We start from the raw sequence: 16,104 nt of genomic DNA on the forward strand, positions 1-16,104 counted from the left end.
CTCAACACCCCCACCCTCATTCCCTCCCCTCAGGGGGGAGGGAGGCGCTGGCCTCACTATCCGCGCGCAACCATTCGCCTTCGGAGGACTAAAACATGGGCTCCATCACCCTCGAACACGTCAACAAGTCCTTCGGTGAAGTCCAGGTCATCCCGGACATCTCCCTCGACATCAAGGACGGCGAATTCGTCGTTTTTGTCGGCCCCTCGGGCTGCGGCAAGTCCACCCTTTTGCGCCTCATCGCGGGGCTCGAAGACACCAGTTCAGGCCATATCCGGCTCGATGGAGAGGACGTCACCGACGCGCCTCCGGCCCGGCGGGGCCTCGCCATGGTGTTCCAGTCCTATGCGCTTTATCCGCATATGAGCGTGCGCGACAACATCGCCTTTCCGCTCAAGATGGCGCGACTCCCCCAGGCCGAAATCGACAAAAAAGTCGATTACGCGGCCCGCACTCTCAACCTCACATCCTATCTCGATCGTCGTCCGCGCGCCCTGTCCGGCGGCCAGCGCCAGCGCGTCGCCATTGGCCGGGCCATCGTGCGCGAACCCAAGGCGTTCCTGTTCGATGAGCCTTTGTCCAATCTCGACGCTGCCCTGCGCGTCAATATGCGGCTCGAAATCACCGAACTGCACCAGCAATTGAAGACCACCATGATCTATGTGACCCACGATCAGGTGGAAGCCATGACCATGGCCGATCGCATCGTGGTGCTCAATGCCGGCAATGTGGAGCAATTCGGCTCCCCGCTCGAACTCTACAACAAGCCCGCCAACCGCTTCGTCGCCGGTTTCATCGGCAGCCCGAAGATGAATTTCATCGATGGCGCGGAAGCAGCCAAGCACGATGCCCATGCCATCGGCGTGCGGCCCGAGCATTTCGCCCTCTCGACCACACAGGGCGCCGGGCAATGGCAGGGCAAGGTCAATGTCGCCGAACTGCTCGGAAGCGACACCTTTCTCCACGTCCAGTCCGATTTCGGCCTGCTCACCGTCCGCACCGATGGCGACCGCACCTTCACCCACGGCGAAACCATCTGGCTCACCCCCGATCCCAACCGCATCTACAAATTCGATGCAGCGGGCAAGGCGATCTGACCATGCACCACTCCCGCCCCTCCTTCGTCATCACCGGGCCTGTCCCGGTGATCCATTCCGCCGCAGGCTGGATTGCCCGGACAAGCCGGGCAATGACGACGAATGGAAAGATCTCGTTTCCCTCTCAATGTCATTTCCACGAAAGCGGGAACCTCCATTCCCCCTTCCACTGGGGTCAAGATTGAAATGACCACCAAACTCTCCCTCGCCGCCCTGCCCGCCATCGACAGCGCCGCCATTCCGAATTACAGCCGCGCCGGCCTCACGCCCGGCATAATCCATTTCGGCGTCGGCAATTTTCACCGCGCCCATCAGGCGGTCTATCTCGACGCCCTGTTCAACAAGGGCGAGGGCCATGACTGGGCCATTATCGGCGCCGGCACCCGCGCCTCGGACGCCGCCATGCGCGACGCCCTGGCCCGGCAGGACTGGCTGACCGCCGTCGTCGAACAGGAAGCCGACAGCAGCGCTGCCCGCATTACCGGCGTCATGGTCGATTATCTCGAACCCGGCGACAGCCAGGCCATCATCGCCGCCCTGATCGATCCCGCCATCCGCATCGTCTCGCTGACCATTACCGAGGGCGGCTATTACATCGATCCGGCATCGCAGAAATTCGATCCCGCCCATCCCGACATTGCCTGGGACGCCGCCCATTTCGATACGCCCAAAACCGCCTTTGGCCTCATCCTCGCAGCCCTAGCTAAACGCCGCGACGCGGGCATCGTCCCGTTCACCGTGATGAGCTGCGACAACATTCCCGGCAATGGCCACGTCACCGAAAACGCCGTGGCAGGGCTCGCCGCCCTGATCGATCCCGCCCTGGCCGACTGGGTCAAATCATCCGTCGCCTTTCCCAATGGCATGGTCGACCGCATCACCCCCGCCACCTCCGCGCGGGAGAAAAAGCTCCTCGCCGATCAATTCGGCATCGAGGATGAATGGCCGGTCTTCTGCGAGCAGTTCAGCCAATGGGTTCTGGAGGACAATTTTCCCGCTGGCCGCCCGGCGCTTGAAAAGGTCGGCGTGCAATTCGTCGCCGACGTTGCTCCCTACGAGCATATGAAAATCCGCATTCTCAATGGCGGCCACGCCACCATCGCCTATCCGGCCGGTCTGCTCGACATTCATTTCGTCCATGAGGCGATGAACCATCCCCTCGTCTCCGCCTTCCTCAAAAAAGTCGAGGCCGAGGAGATCATCCCCATCGTGCCGCCCGTGCCCGATACCGGCCTCGCTGCCTATTTCGCTCTCTGCGAAAAACGCTTCGCCAATCCCAAGATCGGCGACACGATCCGTCGTCTCGCGCTCGATGGTTCCAACCGCCAGCCCAAGTTCATCGTGCCCTCGGCCCTCGACCGCGCAAATGCTGACAGTCCGTTAACGGGACTGGCTTTGGTGTCGGCTTTCTGGTGCCGTTATTGCTATGGCGAGACGGAAAGCGGCACGAAAATCGAGCCAAATGACCCCAATTGGGGAAAGCTGCAGGCGCATGCCATCAAGGCCCGCGACAATTCCGCTGCCTGGCTGGAAATGGGCGACATCTATGGCGAACTCGCGGCCAGCGCCGCCTTCTCCTCTGCCTTTGCCAAGTGCCTGAACTTTATATGGAAAAACGGCACGATTGCGACACTGGAAGCCTATCTTGCCGACCGCCTCTAGAGCATCGTGCAGAAAGTGGAATCCGGTTTTCTGCAAAAAACGATGCGATTACAAAAAGCTAGAGCGGCACTCTGCGTTCGATAGAACGCCCGCCGCTCTAGCCCCTCCCGATAGGTTCGGCTAAGGTCCGCGCCGGACCGAACAAGAGAGGCCAGCGTGTCGCAAGACCTCCTGGTGGGAGTGGATGTCGGAACGGGCAGCGCCCGCGCCGGAGTTTTTACACGTGACGGTAAACTCCTGTCACGTCACGAAAATCCTATTGAAATGCGGCGCCGGGACGCCAATTTCGCTGAGCATGACAGCACCCAGATCTGGTCGGCGGTCTGCCAGGCCGTCCGTGGCGCCATGGCTTCGGCCGGAGCCGCGCCGGCGGACGTGGTCGGCATTGGTTTCGACGCCACCTGTTCCCTGGTCGTGCGCGATGCGGCAGGCGCGCCCGTCACTGTCTCGCTCGATGGAAATGATCGTTGGGATACAATAGTTTGGCTCGATCATCGCGCCCTCTCCGAAGCCGAGGAATGCACCCGAACCGGCCATGAAGTGCTCGATTATATCGGCGGCGTCATGTCCCCGGAAATGGAAGTGCCCAAGCTGATATGGCTCAAGCGCCACCTGCCGGAGAGCTGGTCCCGCGCCGGGATGATGTTCGACCTCGCCGATTTCCTGTCCTGGAAAGCCACCGGTTCGCTGGCCCGCTCGCAATGCACCCTGGCGACAAAATGGACCTATCTTCCGCACCAAGCCATTGGCTGGAAAGCCGATTTCCTGGCTCAGGTCGGTCTTGAAGACCTGCTCGAAAAGGCCGCTTTGCCCGAAAAAGCCTCGCCTGTCGGGTCCGATCTGGGGCCCTTGACTGCCGAAGCCGCCGCCCAGCTTGGCCTCGATATCAGGTGCCGCGTCGGGGCCGGCGTCGTCGACGCCTATGCTGGCGCACTGGCCGAGCTTGGGGCGCTTTCTGACACGCCGGAACAGCTCCACCGCCATTGCGCGCTCATTGCCGGAACCTCAAGCTGCGTCATGGCCATGTCGGCGGAAAATGCAGCAATCAGAGGCATTTGGGGGCCGCATCTCGGCACGATCCTCGACAATTTTTGGCAATTGGAAGGCGGACAATCCGCCTCCGGCGCGTTGCTCGACCATATCGTGCGCTGGCATGCCGCCGGCGGCGAGCCCAGCCCCGACCGCCACCGTGCGATTGTCGAACGGGTCCAGAAACTCCGCGCCATTGAAGGACTTTCCCTCGCGGACCGCCTGCATGTCCTGCCCGATTTTCACGGCAATCGCTCGCCGCTCGCCGATCCCAATGCCTTGGGCGTGATTTCCGGCCTGACGCTCGACAGCGATTTCGACAGCCTGTGCCGGCTCTACTGGCGCACTTGCGTCGGCATCGCGCTTGGCATCCGGCACATCATCGACGCCATGCGTCAGGCCAATTACACCGTCGACCATCTTCACATCATCGGCGGGCACACCAAAAACCCTTTGCTGATGGAGCTTTATGCCAACGCCATTGGCTGCACGGTCATCGAACCCAATACGCCCGACGCGACACTTCTGGGCATGGCCATGATCGCCGCCAATGCCGCCGGCCTTTATCCGAGCCTCGACCATGCCTGCCGCGCCATGCATCAGGGCGGCAAGCGTCATGCGCCCGATCCCGCGGCAAGGAGCCAGTTCGACCGCGATTACCGCATCTTCCTGACCATGCTGGCGCAACGCCAGGCAATCGACGCCATGGCTTAGGGCCACGTCGCCACCGGCGCTTCACTCATCGCCGGGCAAGCTTCACTCATCGTCCCCAGGGAACCAAATTTCCCCTTTCTCGTTTCTTCTCCCATGCGAGCCATTGGCCGCGCAGGAGACGAAGATGAACGAGTTTCAGATCAGAACCCTTGAAGATGCAGGTCGCTCCACCTCGGTGTGGGCATCGGACGGTTTCGATCACCAGCCCCGTTTTGCGGAGGTCGCCATGGCGCTGCTGCCGGCTGCACTCATCCTCGTGGCCGCCACAGCGCTGCTCGTGTCGCTGCTTTAGAGCAAGAGCCGCCCAGGCGGTTTGCTGCAATTACCGGAGGGTTACATGACGCTTGGCACCATTCTCATCATTATTCTCATTCTCCTGCTCATCGGCGCCCTGCCGAGCTGGGGATATTCACGCGGCTTCGGCTATTTCCCGTCTGGCATCCTGGGCGTGGTGCTGATCGTCGTGCTGATCCTTGTGCTTATGGGTCGCATCTAGCCCTTGCGTCGGCGCGGCATTCGCCTCGCCAAACAGATTTCCAACATCGCGGATTGGGCAAGTCGCCCCCCCGTTCAATCCGCTGTCAGCGTCCCGACAGGTGAAAGCCTGTCGGGACATGTCTTGAACTGAAAATGCAACCCGCCTTGAGCCCCATGCATTTTCATCCAGATTACCAAAAAGGAGCCTCCTATGGCGACCACGACCGATATGGCACCCAATCGTCGCAAAGCCGGCACTGCCGATGCCAGCAAGTCCCGCGAACAGGAACTGGAAGCGCAGGTTTCCCAGCTGCAGGACGATCTGAAATCGATTACCGAAACCCTGAGCAAGCTCACCGGCGAGAAGGTGGGTGAGGCCAAGGCCATCGCCAAGAGCGAACTCAAGCAGATCAAGCGCAAGGGCGAGGAAATGCTGAGCGATGCGCAGGATCAGGCCGAGCAGGTGGAAAAGCAGCTCAAGGACACGATCCGCGATAAACCACTGACCGCCGTCGCCACCGCCGCCGGCATTGGTTTTGTCCTTGCCCTTTTGACCCGGCATTGACCATGGGGCTGATCGCGCCTCTGGCGGCGTTGTTCGGCCTGGAACTGGAAAGCGTCGCAGCCCGAGCCCGGGCTGCCGCCGTCCTTTACGGATTGATGGCGCTCTTCCTCTTGGCCGCAGCCATATTTCTCACCATCGCGGGTTATCTGGCCTTGGCGGATTTGTTCAGCCCGATCATTGCCGCCCTGATCCTGGGCGGGGTATTTCTCCTCGTTGCCCTGGCGCTTTATCTCGGCACCCTGCTGGGCAAGGGGCACAAGAGACGCGATTTGGCCGAACGCCGGAAGTCCAGTGAATCCGCCGCATTTCTGACCACAGCGGCGCTGACTGCGCTGCCGGTCTTCCTCAAGTCGCCGCTGATCGTCAAGTTGGGTCTGCCCGCTGCCGCCATCACCGCGATTGCCCTGATCCGGGAAAATCGCGGCGACGACTGAGCGTTGCTCCCCGGTCAGGCGGCCTCTCCGCCTGGCCGAACCACTGCCAGGGCGCGCGGATGAATCTTGAGCGTCACGCTCGGTTCGAGCCGGATCAATTCCCCATCCACCACAGCATGATTGCCCCGCTTCTTCTTGGGAAATCGCAGCACCAGTTCGGGCACTTCCGCTTCGCTGACCAATGCATTGTCCCGCCAACGTCCGATAAAGACATCGAGGCCAAGCGCAAACAGGTCGCGGCTCGAAGTTCCGGCCGCCACATAGACGCCGAGCAGACCGCTATCGAGCCGCCCAGCCACCGGGATAGGCCCGTCTCCGAGTGGATTATTGGATACGGCAATGCCGGAAACGGTCTGTTTTCTGGCGCCGTCGGGGCTCACCATTTCCACCTCGAAGCGCGGCGGGTCGATGGCAGCGGCGATAATGGCCCTGAGATTGGCGAGCATTTTGCCCGCGCGGTCGCGATAGGTCATTTCATTGCGGATCTTCACCAGCCTGGCATGGATGCCCACCCCGAACTGATGCACGAAAGGCCGCCCATTGGCGGTGGCGATATCGATCGTCTCGATCGTTCCGCGCGCGATTGATGCCAGCGCCTGGTCGAGCTCAAGCGGCATGTCCAGGGCTCGCGCGAAAAGGTTCATCGTGCCCGCCGGCAGGACCGCCAGCGGCTTGCCGCTCCTATAGGCAGCGGCCGCCGCCGCGGAGATCGTGCCGTCGCCGCCGCCGGCCAGCATCACATCGACCTCCGGATCATTGGCGACTTCGTCCAGCGCCGCCTCCACCGCATCGGCGCCGACCTTGCGGCATACGAGGTGGTGGCCCTCCTCGGCAAACAGCGCCTCGGCCTGACGACAGAACGCATCGAGATCCATGGATCGGAGCGTTCCTCCATCCTTGTTCAAAATGGCAAGGAACCGCATGTCGTCACTCCAGCGCGTTTCAGGAAGGGCGCGCCGCCATCGGCAGCGTCAAATGGAACTGAATTTCCGATAATTCCCTATTGTGTGGCGGCAATGACCAGATTGCGGCGGCCATGGCTCAGATTAAGGGGCGTTTGCGTTCGCTCAGCCCCTCCCAGCCGGCGACCTTCATCAAGCCATCCAGGTCCAGCACCTCGCAGGCCCGGCCAAGCCAGCGCACGAGGCCAAGGCCGGCCAGCTTGCGCAGCGTCTTGTTGGTGTGAACAATCGAAAGGCCGAGTGTGTCGGCGACATGCTGCTGGGTCAGCGGGATTTCGATCCGCTCGCGCCTTATATTGAGCGCCAGAGACCGCTGATGTAGGAAGGACAATAGATAGGCGGCCCGCTCCAGCGCCGTGCGGCGCCCCAGGCTCAAGAGGTGATCGTCCAGCATCCGCTCCTGCTGCGCCGCCAGCCAGGTGACATCGAAGCCGAGGCCGGGATAGCCGCCGAACAATTCATCCAGCCGGTCCCGCTGAAATACGCACAGCACCAGCGGAGACAACGCCTCGACCGAATGCTCCATTTCGCCGATCACCGAACCCTGCAATCCGACCAGATCGCCGGGCAGGATATAATTGAGGATTTGCCGGCGTCCGTCCGCCAGCGTCTTGAACCGAAAGGCCCAGCCGGACAGGAGCGTATAAAGATGCGCGCTATGCGTGCCTTCCGAAAGGATCACCGCACCCTGTTCCGCCACCATCTCGCCGGTCTTGAAACTGGAGACGAAGCGCAATTCTTCAGGCATGAAATCTCGGAAAAGCTGCAGGGCGCGCAACGGACATTGCTCGCATGGCACACGCCGGCTGGCGGAGGGAAGAATGAGGCTCAAGACATAACCTGACGCTATTTTGTCCAACCCCAAACGCGCCGGCCCCAGTAGCGTTCCGCATGTCAAAGTTAAATGACAATTTCGCCGCTATGGGTGCAATGACGGCCTAATCGGCGAAAGGGCGCCCCTCATGCTGGCCGGAAAAACCGTTCTCGTCATCGAGACGGAAATGATCATCGCATTGAGCATCGAGACCGTCTTGCAGGGCCTCGGCGCAACAGACATCGTCCTGCTGAAAAGCCCCGATCACGGCCTCGGTGCAGACGGTTCATGGAGCGGCGTAGCTTTGATCGTCATCGAGATCGAGGCTGGCTGGCCCGATCGGCTCGAGCTTGTCATATCGGCGCGGGAGGCAGGAATACCCGTTATCGCGCTGACCGCCGACGGACAACTCGCCAGCAACATGGCCGGCCTGCCGAACATGCCAATCCTGGTAAAGCCGGTGCTTGACGACCAGCTGGCCGACGCGGTGCGCGCGCTGTTGGAGTGTTCCGAAAATCAGAACGAATGATTGCCAGACGTCACCTGGGCCGACACGGCATCGGGACCGTAATCAGCTTCGCCGCTGATCTGCAACAATTCGGTGAGCCGCGAGCGGGCGCGGCTGACGCGGCTTTTCATCGTGCCCACGGCGCATTCACAGATCGCCGCGGCTTCCTCATAGGAAAAGCCGGAGGCTCCAATCAGGATGATCGCCTCGCGCTGGTCGTCCGGCAGTTTGGACAGGGCTTGTTTGAAGTCTTCCAGGTCCATCGAGCCATATTGCGACGGGTGCACCGACAGCCGCTCGGTAAAGATGCCGTCGCTATCCTGCACTTCGCGGCCACGCTTGCGCATCTGGCTGTAAAATTCATTGCGCAAAATGGTGAAGAGCCAGGCCTTGATATTGGTGCCCATCTGAAAGCTCGACTGTTTGGCCCAGGCTTTCATCACCGTGTCCTGCACCAGATCGTCAGCCTTGTCGTGCTTGCCGGTCAGGGACACGGCAAAGGCCCGCAAGCTGGGTAAGGTTGCCAGCATTTCGCGCTTGAACGAAGTTCCTTCCGCGCTCATGCCATCACTCCCCGTCCTGTTTCACGGGTTCGGCGCTTTGCGCTCTCTCGGCATTGTCCAGTTTTTCCAGCAGGTCGAGCAATTGATGGGGCACCCCCTCCTCCTGCACCGCGCCATAAAGCGCACGCAGGCGCGAGCCGATATCCGAGTTCGGCCCGAGCCCACCATCATCCCGCCCTGGCTGCGTGCCCACGCGCTGCTGGCTTGCCCAATTTTGTTTTTTCATATTCCGTCTGACCGATCAGTCTTGCCATCCCTGAAGCTCCAAATGGCCCAGCTCCAAAAAAGTTCCACCCTCGCGGAACTTTTATCCGTTCTACTCGTTTGAAATCGCTGTGAGGTAAATCACAAGCGTCACCTGGGAGAATGCGTCTATGTCTTTGTCCACGCGGATTGCTCCGCACCTGCCATATCTGCGCCGGTTTTCACGAGCTGTCACGGGATCGCAGACTTCCGGCGATGCCTATGTGGCAGCCACGCTCGAAACCCTGATCGCCGATATCTCGCTTTTTCCCGACGCCTCCAGCGATCGTATCGCTCTGTACAAACTGTTCTCCGCCCTGTTTTCCAATTCTGCGGTGAATGTACCTCAGCCCGCTTCGAACTTCGTCTGGGAACAGCGCGCCGCTGCCAATCTGGCCAATCTGGCGCCGCGCCCGCGTCAGGCCTTCCTGCTCGTCGCCGTCGAAGGTTTTACCCATGAGCAGGCGGCCGAAATTCTCTCCGTCTCGGACGATGAATTCTCCGGATTGCTGGATCAGGCGTCGCACGAGATTTCTCGCCAGGTGGCGACTGAGATCATGATCATCGAGGATGAGCCGCTGATCGCCATGGACATCGAGCAGATGGTCCAGAGCCTCGGCCATAAGGTGGTGAGCATTGCCCGCACCCACAAGGAAGCCGTGTCTCTGTTCAATCAGACCCAGCCCCGCATGATCCTTGCCGACATCCAGCTTGCCGATGGCAGTTCCGGTATTGACGCGGTCAACGACATTCTCAACACCCATTCGGTGCCGGTCATCTTCATCACCGCCTTCCCCGAACGCCTCTTGACCGGGGAACGGCCGGAGCCGACTTTTCTCGTCACCAAGCCGTTCAATCCCGACATGGTCAAGGCGCTGATCAGCCAGGCCCTGTTCTTCGATGACGGATCGCGCGCAGCGGCCTAAATATCGGAAATTGCAGGGAAAAAGGTCGGCCATGAGCCGGCCTTTTTTCTTGGGCGAAGGAACCCCGACCTGCCCTGAACGTTTATCCGGCAGACAAATTCGCGGAGCTTCCCATGTTGTATTATGCACTCGTTTTTCTCGTGATCGCGCTGATCGCCGGCGTTCTGGGCTTCGGCGGCATTGCTGGTGCCTCGACCGGAATCGCGCAGATTTTGTTCTTCCTCTTCCTCGCCTTCCTCGTGATTTCGGTTGTTATCGGCCTGTTCCGCAGAACCTAGAACCAGACCGCCACAGAACCTAGAACCAGACCGCCGCGTCAAGACGTCCAGCGCCTAAGGCGAGGGGAACAGATCACCGATCTGCCCGGTCGCGAAATAGGCAAGCAAGCCGATCCATTCTCTGATCGCCGTCGTGGCGGTGTCCAGATTTTGGTTCGGATTTGCAAGGTCCAGCGCCAGTCCCTGCATGCCGGTGCTGCGATAATCGGTTGGCCAGGGCACCACATCCACGCCGGCGGCGCGATATAGCCCCACCGAGCGCGGCATGTGGAAGGCCGAGGTCACCAAAACGATTGCACCATCGGCATCGGCCAGCGCCGCCTTGGTAAAGGCGGCGTTCTCCGCCGTATTGCGCGAGTCTTGCTCCAGCACCAACCTGTCCTCGCTTATCCCGAACCCCACCATAAACCGGCGCACGGTCTCAGCCTCGCTTTCGGTGTCCCCGCTGAACAACCCGCCCCCGCCGCTCAGCACGATCCGCGCTTGTGGATAGCGTTGCGCCAGCCAGAGGGTCGTGGTCAGCCTGTCGCCGCCCTGGTTGAGTTCGGCAATCTGCCGGGCAGTGCTTGGTCGCGCCATGGTCGCCCCGCCCAGCATGACGATCGTGCCGACCTCCCCGGCCAGCGTCTCCGGGGCGGCGAACCGGTCCTCCAGCGGCTGGATCAGCACATAGCCAAAGCTGGTAAATCCGAGCAGTCCCTGCACCAATGCTGCCACCGCTATCAGCACGATGGCGCTTTTGCGCCGCTGCAAAAGCACCGACGCCAGTCCCGCCAGAATCAGCAGAAGCACCACGCTGATTGGCTGCATCAACAGCCAGAACGCCTTCGACGCGACAAAAAACATTAGGCAAACATCTCCAACCGTTTCGAACAGGCAGCTTTTTCGCTTGCTATCCCACGGGCTTGTGGCTTTTCTACCAGACGGTCAAGATTGCCAGCAGCACAATAAGGCAATCGCCGGTCAGGAAGGCCCCGTCCAGCGGGTCCAAGGTGAGCATGACGCAAACTGAACCCGCCGTCGCGGGAGCATCTCCTGTTGTCGAACTGCGCAATCTGCACAAGTCTTTCGGCAATCTGGACGTTCTCAAGGGCATTTCATTTACCGCGCGCGAAGGTCAGGTCGTTTCGCTCATCGGCTCGTCCGGCTCGGGCAAGTCAACGCTCTTGCGTTGCATCAACATGCTCGAAATTCCCGATGACGGCGATGTGCTGATCGATGGCGAGATCATCGCGCTCGACGGCAAGGGCGTCACGCGCCGGATCGGCGATGAGAACCAGATCCGCCGCATCCGCTCCGAACTCGGCATGGTGTTCCAGTCCTTCAATCTGTGGGCACACATGACCATTCTGGAAAATGTCATGGAAGCGCCCCTGATCGTGCAGAAGCGCCGGCGCGCAGAAGTCGAGGCGGAAGCGCGCGCCATGCTCGACAAGGTAGGGATTGGCGCCAAGGCCGACGCCTATCCGGCCCAATTGTCCGGCGGCCAGCAGCAGCGCGCCGCCATTGCCCGCGCCCTCTGCATCAATCCGCGCGTCATGCTGTTCGACGAGCCCACATCGGCGCTCGATCCCGAGCTGGAAGTGGAAGTGCTGCGCGTCATCAAGCTGCTCGCCGATGAAGGCCGCACCATGGTCCTCGTCACCCATGACATGGATTTCGCCCGCTCGGTCTCCGACCGGGTGATCTTCCTGCATCAGGGCCTGGTCGAGGAAGAAGGCAGTCCAGACGAGGTTTTCGGCGCCACCAAATCGGCGCGCCTCAGGCAATTCCTCAATGCCGCAAGCCATTCCTGACGCATTGGGAACCGACCCGGAAAACCGGGCGTAAATCACACTAAAAACCGAACGGAGAGACATTGATGAAAAAGATGATGCTGGCGGCCACGGCCGTTCTCGCCCTCGCCACTCCGGCTTTCGCGCAGCAAACTGTGCGCATCGCCACCGAGGGCGCCTATGCACCCTGGAACTTCCTCAACGATGCCGGCGAGCCTGCTGGTTTCGAGATCGATCTGGGCAACGCCATCTGCGAAACCGCCGGTCTGTCCTGCGAGTGGATCCTCAACGACTGGGATTCTATCATTCCCAACCTGCTCGCCGGCAATTACGACCTGATCATGGCCGGCATGTCGATCACCGAGGAACGCCTCGCCACCATCGATTTCACGCAGAATTATTTCCCGCCCGATCCGTCCAAATTCGTTGCCGCGCCCGGCACCAATCTCGATTTCTCGGCCTTGACCGGCGTGCGCATCGGCGTCCAGAGCGGCACGATCCAGGCCGCCTATGCCGAAGAAAATCTGGCTGACGGCAATACCATCGTCTCCTTCGCCACGGCGGACCAGAACATGGCCGATCTCATGGCCGGCAATCTCGACACTATCCTGGCCGACGGCTCCTATCTCGAACAGGTCGTGACCGCTGCCAACGGCGCCATCGAATTCGTCGGCGAAGACATTCTGGTCGGCGGCGGCGTCGGCGCGGGCCTGCGCAAGGACGAGGCCGATCTCAAGGCCAAGATCGACGATGCCATCACCGCCCTCAAGGCCGATGGGACCGTGGACAAGCTGATCGCCCAGTGGTTCGACGGCCAGGGCCCCTATTTCGCCGAATAATCCGGCTTCTTGATTCTCGCTCCTCCCGTTCGCGGGAGGGGCCACCCCATATGAGACAGCATGTTTGAAGACATCGCCTTCTGGGTCGGCTACCTCACCAATGGCAAGCACCTGACCTGGTATGCCAGCTTCCAGTTCACGATTTTCGCTGCCCTTTTGGGCGGTGCGCTGGCCGTCGTCTTCGGCCTCACTGGGGCCACGCTGAAAAATTCGCGCTTCCTGCCCTTCCGTCTGGCCGGCTCCTTCTATTCGGCCATCGTGCGCGGTGTGCCGGACGTGCTGTTCTTCCTGTTCTTCCCCCTTGCCTTCGAGCAGGCGGTGGAATGGTTCGTCGCCACCCAGGTCTGCACGGTGGAAACCATTGCCGCGCAATCCGCGCCCTGGCCACCCTGCCGGGAGGCCAACTGGTTCCTGGGCACCTGGGAATATCTGCTTCTGGCCAGCGTATCGCTCGGCCTCGTCTATGGCGCCTTCGCCACCAATGTCATTCACGGCGCCATGCGCTCGGTGCCCCATGGCCAGCTCGAAGCGGCGCGTGCCTATGGCATGAGCGCGAGGCAGGTGCTCTGGCGCGTCCATATCCGCCAGATGTGGGTCTATGCGCTGCCGGGCCTCTCCAATGTCTGGATGCTGATCATCAAGGCCACCTCGCTCTTGTCCCTGCTCCAGATCGCCGACATCGTACTCTGGGCCGACCGGCTCGGTGCGCCCAATTACCTGCCCACGGTGGGCCTCGTCCACGATGACTGGCGCTGGCGCTATTATCTCGTGCTCTTCGTCTTCTATATCCTCGTCACCTGGCTGTCCGAGCGCGCATTCGAAGCGATCATGCGCCGCGCCGGTCGCGGCATTCTGAGCGAGGCGAACGGCTGATGCAGGGACTTTTCGACGATCTTTCCATCATGGCTCCGGCGGTTCTCTATAATATCTATTTCGCCGCCGCCTCCATCCCCATCGGCTTCGTGCTGGCGGTGTTCCTGGCTCTGGGCAAGGCTTCATCCAATCCACTGATCAACAGGCTGTCGCGCGGCTATATCTATGCCTTTCGGGGCTCGCCGCTCTTCATCCAGTTCTTCATGTTCTATTCGCTCGCCCTTTCGCTCAATATGAGCCTGTGGCGGCCGCTGGGCATTTCCGGCTTCGTGCTGCATCCGTTGTTCATCGGCCCGCTGGTGCTGATCTTCAATACCGGTGCCTATACCGCCGAGATCTTCTACGGCGCCCTGCGCGCCGTGCCGCGCGGGGCTATCGAGGCAGCGCGCGCCTATGGCATGAGCCGCAGCCAGCAATTCCGCCGCATCGTCTGGCCCAGCCTCATCCGCCTCGCCTGGCCGGCCTATACCAATGAAGTGGTCTTCCTGTTCCACGCCACGGCCATCGTCTATTTCGCCCTGCCGGTGGTTGGAGCCCAGCGCGACCTCATGAGCACGGCCAAGAACCTGTTCGAGCGCGATTTCAACGCCTTCCTGCATTTCTCCGTGGCGGCGCTCTATTTCCTGCTCGTGTCGCTGGTGATCTTCTTTATTTTCGGCCTCATCTATCAGCGCCTCATGCGCCACCTGCCGGCCACGCCCGGCATGCGCTTCGCCCCCAAATGGTTCCGCTGAAGCGTTTCCACGCAAGGATATTGCCATGACGTTCCAACAGCATACGCTGACCCTGCCGGGCGACGCTCCCGGCCATTCGACGACGCTTTATTCCTATTCCATCGGCCCCGACACGGCGGACACCAAGGTTCACCTGCAGGCCGCGCTCCATGCCGACGAACAGCCGGGCACAATGGTGCTGCACCACCTCCTGCCCATGCTGCGCGACGCCGATGCGGCTGGCCGGCTCAAGGCCCGTTTCGTCGTCTTTCCATCGGTCAATCCGCTGGGACTCGCCACCCGGGTGCTGCGCCGCCATATCGGCCGCTACGATCTCGAGACCGGCATCAATTTCAATCGCCGCTGGCCCGATCTTTACCCGCAGATCGCCAAAACGCTGGCCGGAAATCTGACCGCTGACCCCAAGGCCAATATCGCCGCCATCCGCAAGGCAGTCGGCGACTGGCTCGACAGCCAGCAACCGGCGACCGCCGCGCAGAAATTGCGGCTCGCGGTGCTGAAATCAGCCCATGACGCCGACATCGTGCTGGACCTGCATTGCGACGATGAAAGCCTCATCCACATCTTCACCTCGCCCGAATTCCTGCCCGGCCTGCAAGCACTGGCCGACCGCATGGGCGCGGCGGCGACCCTCACCGCCGAGGACAGTGGCGGCGGCTCCTTCGATGAAGTGCTGCCCGGCCTATATCGCAAGGCGCAGCAGGCCAATCCGGGCTTTCCCATTCCCATGGGCGCTGAAACCGCCACGCTGGAATATCGCGGCCAGGCCGACACCCATGACCAGACGGGCATTGCCGACGCGCAGGGCCTGTTTGATTTCTTCGCCGATCGGGGCCTCATCGAGGCCAGCGCCGCCCCCGCCAGCCCGGCGCCGGGTCCAACGCCTTTCGAAGCCACTGAAGTCTTGCGCGCCAACCGTCCCGGCCTGCTCGCCTATCGCGTCAGCCTGGGCGATCGCGTCAAGAAGGGCGACATCGTCGCCGACCTGATCGCCATGGATGGCCCCGATGCCTTCCTCGCCCGCACCCCGATCTGCGCCGGCACCGACGGCTTCATCCTCTCCCGCGCCAGCGCCAAATATGCGGCAACGGGCTCCTCGGTCGCCAAGATCGTTGGCACCGACATCCTCCCTACTCGCGCCGGCGGCTATCTGCTGGAAGATTAGCCGCCCCTGCTTCGCCAAAATCCCCCATCCATCCACTCCTGCGCCTCCCTCCCCCCTGAGGGGAGGGAACGAGAATGGGGGTTCCGCAGCTTCCGCAAACACAAAGTCCATCGGGATGCGGATAGCCGCCTCCCCGACTTATCCCCTCTATCCCCCTCCCCCGAAACCTCAGGCACATTATCCGTACTCCTGCACAGGCTGCGCGGTCGCGACGAACAATCGGTGGGGGGGACCGGATGGAGAAGGGGTCGCCTTTCTTCCGTTCGCGCCTATGGACGGACCCCCGGTACTCTCCCCGGGGAACCATGTCGGGCCCTTCCGGCTGCACCGGATCGGCAGCTGCCACGTCGCCAGCAGGGCGAAGACGAAGCAGTCCCTCATGGATCGGAGCGGACGTATTTCCGCCGGACCCAGCGCGTTGAACGAGCCGCCGGTGCGTGGGGCGA

Annotated in this window: 20 protein-coding genes; 15 read left to right on the forward strand and 5 right to left on the reverse strand. The window is 61.6% G+C overall.

Features of this window, described 5'->3' with window-relative positions; genetic code table 11:
* The first annotated feature begins 95 nt into the window (after positions 1–95).
* The 7 genes from H0482_RS05335 to H0482_RS05365 all read left to right on the forward strand — a co-directional run bounded on the left by H0482_RS05335 (position 96) and on the right by H0482_RS05365 (position 5,978).
* A complete protein-coding gene (locus H0482_RS05335) occupies positions 96–1,097 on the forward strand; it encodes an ABC transporter ATP-binding protein (RefSeq protein ID WP_193728954.1) in 1,002 nt (333 codons plus the stop codon).
* Between the two features lie 186 nt (positions 1,098–1,283).
* Positions 1,284–2,759 carry a mannitol dehydrogenase family protein gene (locus H0482_RS05340; RefSeq protein ID WP_193728955.1) on the forward strand — a complete coding sequence of 492 codons (1,476 nt, stop codon included), beginning with the start codon at positions 1,284–1,286 and terminating at the stop codon, positions 2,757–2,759.
* 156 nt (positions 2,760–2,915) lie between these two features.
* A complete protein-coding gene (locus tag H0482_RS05345) occupies positions 2,916–4,502 on the forward strand; it encodes an FGGY-family carbohydrate kinase (protein ID WP_193728956.1) in 1,587 nt (528 codons plus the stop codon).
* A gap of 124 nt (positions 4,503–4,626) precedes the next feature.
* Positions 4,627–4,794 (forward strand): hypothetical protein, encoded by a 168-nt coding sequence (locus tag H0482_RS05350; protein ID WP_193728957.1) that lies wholly within the window; start codon positions 4,627–4,629, stop codon positions 4,792–4,794.
* 45 nt (positions 4,795–4,839) lie between these two features.
* Positions 4,840–4,998, forward strand: coding sequence for a DUF3309 family protein (locus H0482_RS05355; protein WP_193728958.1), 159 nt, complete (start codon positions 4,840–4,842; stop codon positions 4,996–4,998).
* 192 nt (positions 4,999–5,190) lie between these two features.
* On the forward strand, positions 5,191–5,544 hold the full coding sequence (locus tag H0482_RS05360; protein WP_230989436.1) for a DUF883 family protein: 354 nt from the start codon (positions 5,191–5,193) through the stop codon (positions 5,542–5,544).
* Positions 5,541–5,978, forward strand: coding sequence for a hypothetical protein (locus tag H0482_RS05365; protein ID WP_193728959.1), 438 nt, complete (start codon positions 5,541–5,543; stop codon positions 5,976–5,978). Before H0482_RS05360 ends, H0482_RS05365 begins: the two co-directional genes overlap by 4 nt.
* 14 nt (positions 5,979–5,992) lie before the next feature.
* On the opposite strand, the gene H0482_RS05370 is transcribed toward H0482_RS05365, so the two are convergent.
* Both H0482_RS05370 and H0482_RS05375 read right to left on the reverse strand, forming a co-directional pair.
* Positions 5,993–6,901 carry a diacylglycerol/lipid kinase family protein gene (locus H0482_RS05370; protein ID WP_193728960.1) on the reverse strand — a complete coding sequence of 303 codons (909 nt, stop codon included), beginning with the start codon at positions 6,899–6,901 and terminating at the stop codon, positions 5,993–5,995.
* A gap of 118 nt (positions 6,902–7,019) precedes the next feature.
* Positions 7,020–7,772 (reverse strand): Crp/Fnr family transcriptional regulator, encoded by a 753-nt coding sequence (locus H0482_RS05375; protein ID WP_230989437.1) that lies wholly within the window; start codon positions 7,770–7,772, stop codon positions 7,020–7,022.
* A 130-nt stretch (positions 7,773–7,902) separates the two neighbouring features.
* Between H0482_RS05375 and H0482_RS05380 the strand changes: the two genes are divergently transcribed.
* A complete protein-coding gene (locus tag H0482_RS05380) occupies positions 7,903–8,283 on the forward strand; it encodes a response regulator (RefSeq protein ID WP_193728962.1) in 381 nt (126 codons plus the stop codon).
* Here H0482_RS05380 and H0482_RS05385 read toward each other — a convergent pair.
* Positions 8,271–8,825, reverse strand: a complete 555-nt coding sequence (locus H0482_RS05385) for an RNA polymerase sigma factor (protein WP_193728963.1) — start codon at positions 8,823–8,825, stop codon at positions 8,271–8,273. The two genes, H0482_RS05380 and H0482_RS05385, sit on opposite strands and share 13 nt — an antisense overlap.
* Before the next feature lie 4 nt (positions 8,826–8,829).
* On the reverse strand, positions 8,830–9,051 hold the full coding sequence (locus tag H0482_RS05390) for a NepR family anti-sigma factor (RefSeq protein WP_193728964.1): 222 nt from the start codon (positions 9,049–9,051) through the stop codon (positions 8,830–8,832).
* 148 nt (positions 9,052–9,199) lie between these two features.
* Here H0482_RS05390 and H0482_RS05395 point away from each other — a divergent pair, with 148 nt between their 5' ends.
* The gene (locus H0482_RS05395) at positions 9,200–9,994 is read left to right on the forward strand and encodes a response regulator (RefSeq protein WP_193728965.1); all 795 of its coding nucleotides are present in this window, start codon (positions 9,200–9,202) and stop codon (positions 9,992–9,994) included.
* 113 nt (positions 9,995–10,107) lie between these two features.
* Complete coding sequence (locus tag H0482_RS05400) at positions 10,108–10,272, forward strand: DUF1328 domain-containing protein (protein WP_193728966.1); 165 nt, start codon at positions 10,108–10,110, stop codon at positions 10,270–10,272.
* Between the two features lie 54 nt (positions 10,273–10,326).
* On the opposite strand, the gene H0482_RS05405 is transcribed toward H0482_RS05400, so the two are convergent.
* Entirely contained in the window at positions 10,327–11,118 is a 792-nt protein-coding gene (locus H0482_RS05405; RefSeq protein ID WP_193728967.1) for a YdcF family protein, read from the reverse strand.
* A gap of 152 nt (positions 11,119–11,270) precedes the next feature.
* Between H0482_RS05405 and H0482_RS05410 the strand changes: the two genes are divergently transcribed.
* The 5 genes from H0482_RS05410 to H0482_RS05430 all read left to right on the forward strand — a co-directional run bounded on the left by H0482_RS05410 (position 11,271) and on the right by H0482_RS05430 (position 15,658).
* Positions 11,271–12,068, forward strand: coding sequence for an ABC transporter ATP-binding protein (locus H0482_RS05410; protein ID WP_193728968.1), 798 nt, complete (start codon positions 11,271–11,273; stop codon positions 12,066–12,068).
* 65 nt (positions 12,069–12,133) lie between these two features.
* Positions 12,134–12,886 (forward strand): transporter substrate-binding domain-containing protein, encoded by a 753-nt coding sequence (locus H0482_RS05415; protein WP_193728969.1) that lies wholly within the window; start codon positions 12,134–12,136, stop codon positions 12,884–12,886.
* 60 nt (positions 12,887–12,946) lie between these two features.
* A complete protein-coding gene (locus H0482_RS05420; RefSeq protein WP_193728970.1) occupies positions 12,947–13,759 on the forward strand; it encodes an ABC transporter permease subunit in 813 nt (270 codons plus the stop codon).
* Complete coding sequence (locus H0482_RS05425) at positions 13,759–14,493, forward strand: ABC transporter permease (protein ID WP_193728971.1); 735 nt, start codon at positions 13,759–13,761, stop codon at positions 14,491–14,493. The genes H0482_RS05420 and H0482_RS05425 overlap by 1 nt, the downstream gene beginning before the upstream one ends.
* A gap of 25 nt (positions 14,494–14,518) precedes the next feature.
* Positions 14,519–15,658: a succinylglutamate desuccinylase/aspartoacylase family protein gene (locus tag H0482_RS05430; protein ID WP_193728972.1), complete on the forward strand. Its 1,140-nt coding sequence runs from the start codon at positions 14,519–14,521 to the stop codon at positions 15,656–15,658.
* The last annotated feature ends 446 nt before the right edge of the window (positions 15,659–16,104 follow it).

Origin of the sequence: Devosia faecipullorum (assembly GCF_015158295.1) — a bacterium.
Classification (GTDB): Bacteria; Pseudomonadota; Alphaproteobacteria; order Rhizobiales; family Devosiaceae; genus Devosia; species Devosia faecipullorum.

What these genes read in the sequence shown, in the direction of transcription:
- H0482_RS05350 (WP_193728957.1), top strand. Translation starts at nt 4,627, where the DNA reads ATGAACGAGTTTCAGATCAGAACCCTTGAAGATGCAGGTCGCTCCACC.
- H0482_RS05385 (WP_193728963.1), bottom strand. Translation starts at nt 8,825, where the DNA reads ATGAGCGCGGAAGGAACTTCGTTCAAGCGCGAAATGCTGGCAACCTTA.
- H0482_RS05405 (WP_193728967.1), bottom strand. Translation starts at nt 11,118, where the DNA reads ATGTTTTTTGTCGCGTCGAAGGCGTTCTGGCTGTTGATGCAGCCAATC.
- H0482_RS05425 (WP_193728971.1), top strand. Translation starts at nt 13,759, where the DNA reads ATGCAGGGACTTTTCGACGATCTTTCCATCATGGCTCCGGCGGTTCTC.
- H0482_RS05355 (WP_193728958.1), top strand. Translation starts at nt 4,840, where the DNA reads ATGACGCTTGGCACCATTCTCATCATTATTCTCATTCTCCTGCTCATC.
- H0482_RS05410 (WP_193728968.1), top strand. Translation starts at nt 11,271, where the DNA reads ATGACGCAAACTGAACCCGCCGTCGCGGGAGCATCTCCTGTTGTCGAA.
- H0482_RS05360 (WP_230989436.1), top strand. Translation starts at nt 5,191, where the DNA reads ATGGCGACCACGACCGATATGGCACCCAATCGTCGCAAAGCCGGCACT.
- H0482_RS05400 (WP_193728966.1), top strand. Translation starts at nt 10,108, where the DNA reads ATGTTGTATTATGCACTCGTTTTTCTCGTGATCGCGCTGATCGCCGGC.
- H0482_RS05390 (WP_193728964.1), bottom strand. Translation starts at nt 9,051, where the DNA reads ATGAAAAAACAAAATTGGGCAAGCCAGCAGCGCGTGGGCACGCAGCCA.
- H0482_RS05380 (WP_193728962.1), top strand. Translation starts at nt 7,903, where the DNA reads ATGCTGGCCGGAAAAACCGTTCTCGTCATCGAGACGGAAATGATCATC.
- H0482_RS05340 (WP_193728955.1), top strand. Translation starts at nt 1,284, where the DNA reads ATGACCACCAAACTCTCCCTCGCCGCCCTGCCCGCCATCGACAGCGCC.
- H0482_RS05395 (WP_193728965.1), top strand. Translation starts at nt 9,200, where the DNA reads ATGTCTTTGTCCACGCGGATTGCTCCGCACCTGCCATATCTGCGCCGG.
- H0482_RS05335 (WP_193728954.1), top strand. Translation starts at nt 96, where the DNA reads ATGGGCTCCATCACCCTCGAACACGTCAACAAGTCCTTCGGTGAAGTC.
- H0482_RS05420 (WP_193728970.1), top strand. Translation starts at nt 12,947, where the DNA reads ATGTTTGAAGACATCGCCTTCTGGGTCGGCTACCTCACCAATGGCAAG.
- H0482_RS05370 (WP_193728960.1), bottom strand. Translation starts at nt 6,901, where the DNA reads ATGCGGTTCCTTGCCATTTTGAACAAGGATGGAGGAACGCTCCGATCC.
- H0482_RS05430 (WP_193728972.1), top strand. Translation starts at nt 14,519, where the DNA reads ATGACGTTCCAACAGCATACGCTGACCCTGCCGGGCGACGCTCCCGGC.
- H0482_RS05415 (WP_193728969.1), top strand. Translation starts at nt 12,134, where the DNA reads ATGAAAAAGATGATGCTGGCGGCCACGGCCGTTCTCGCCCTCGCCACT.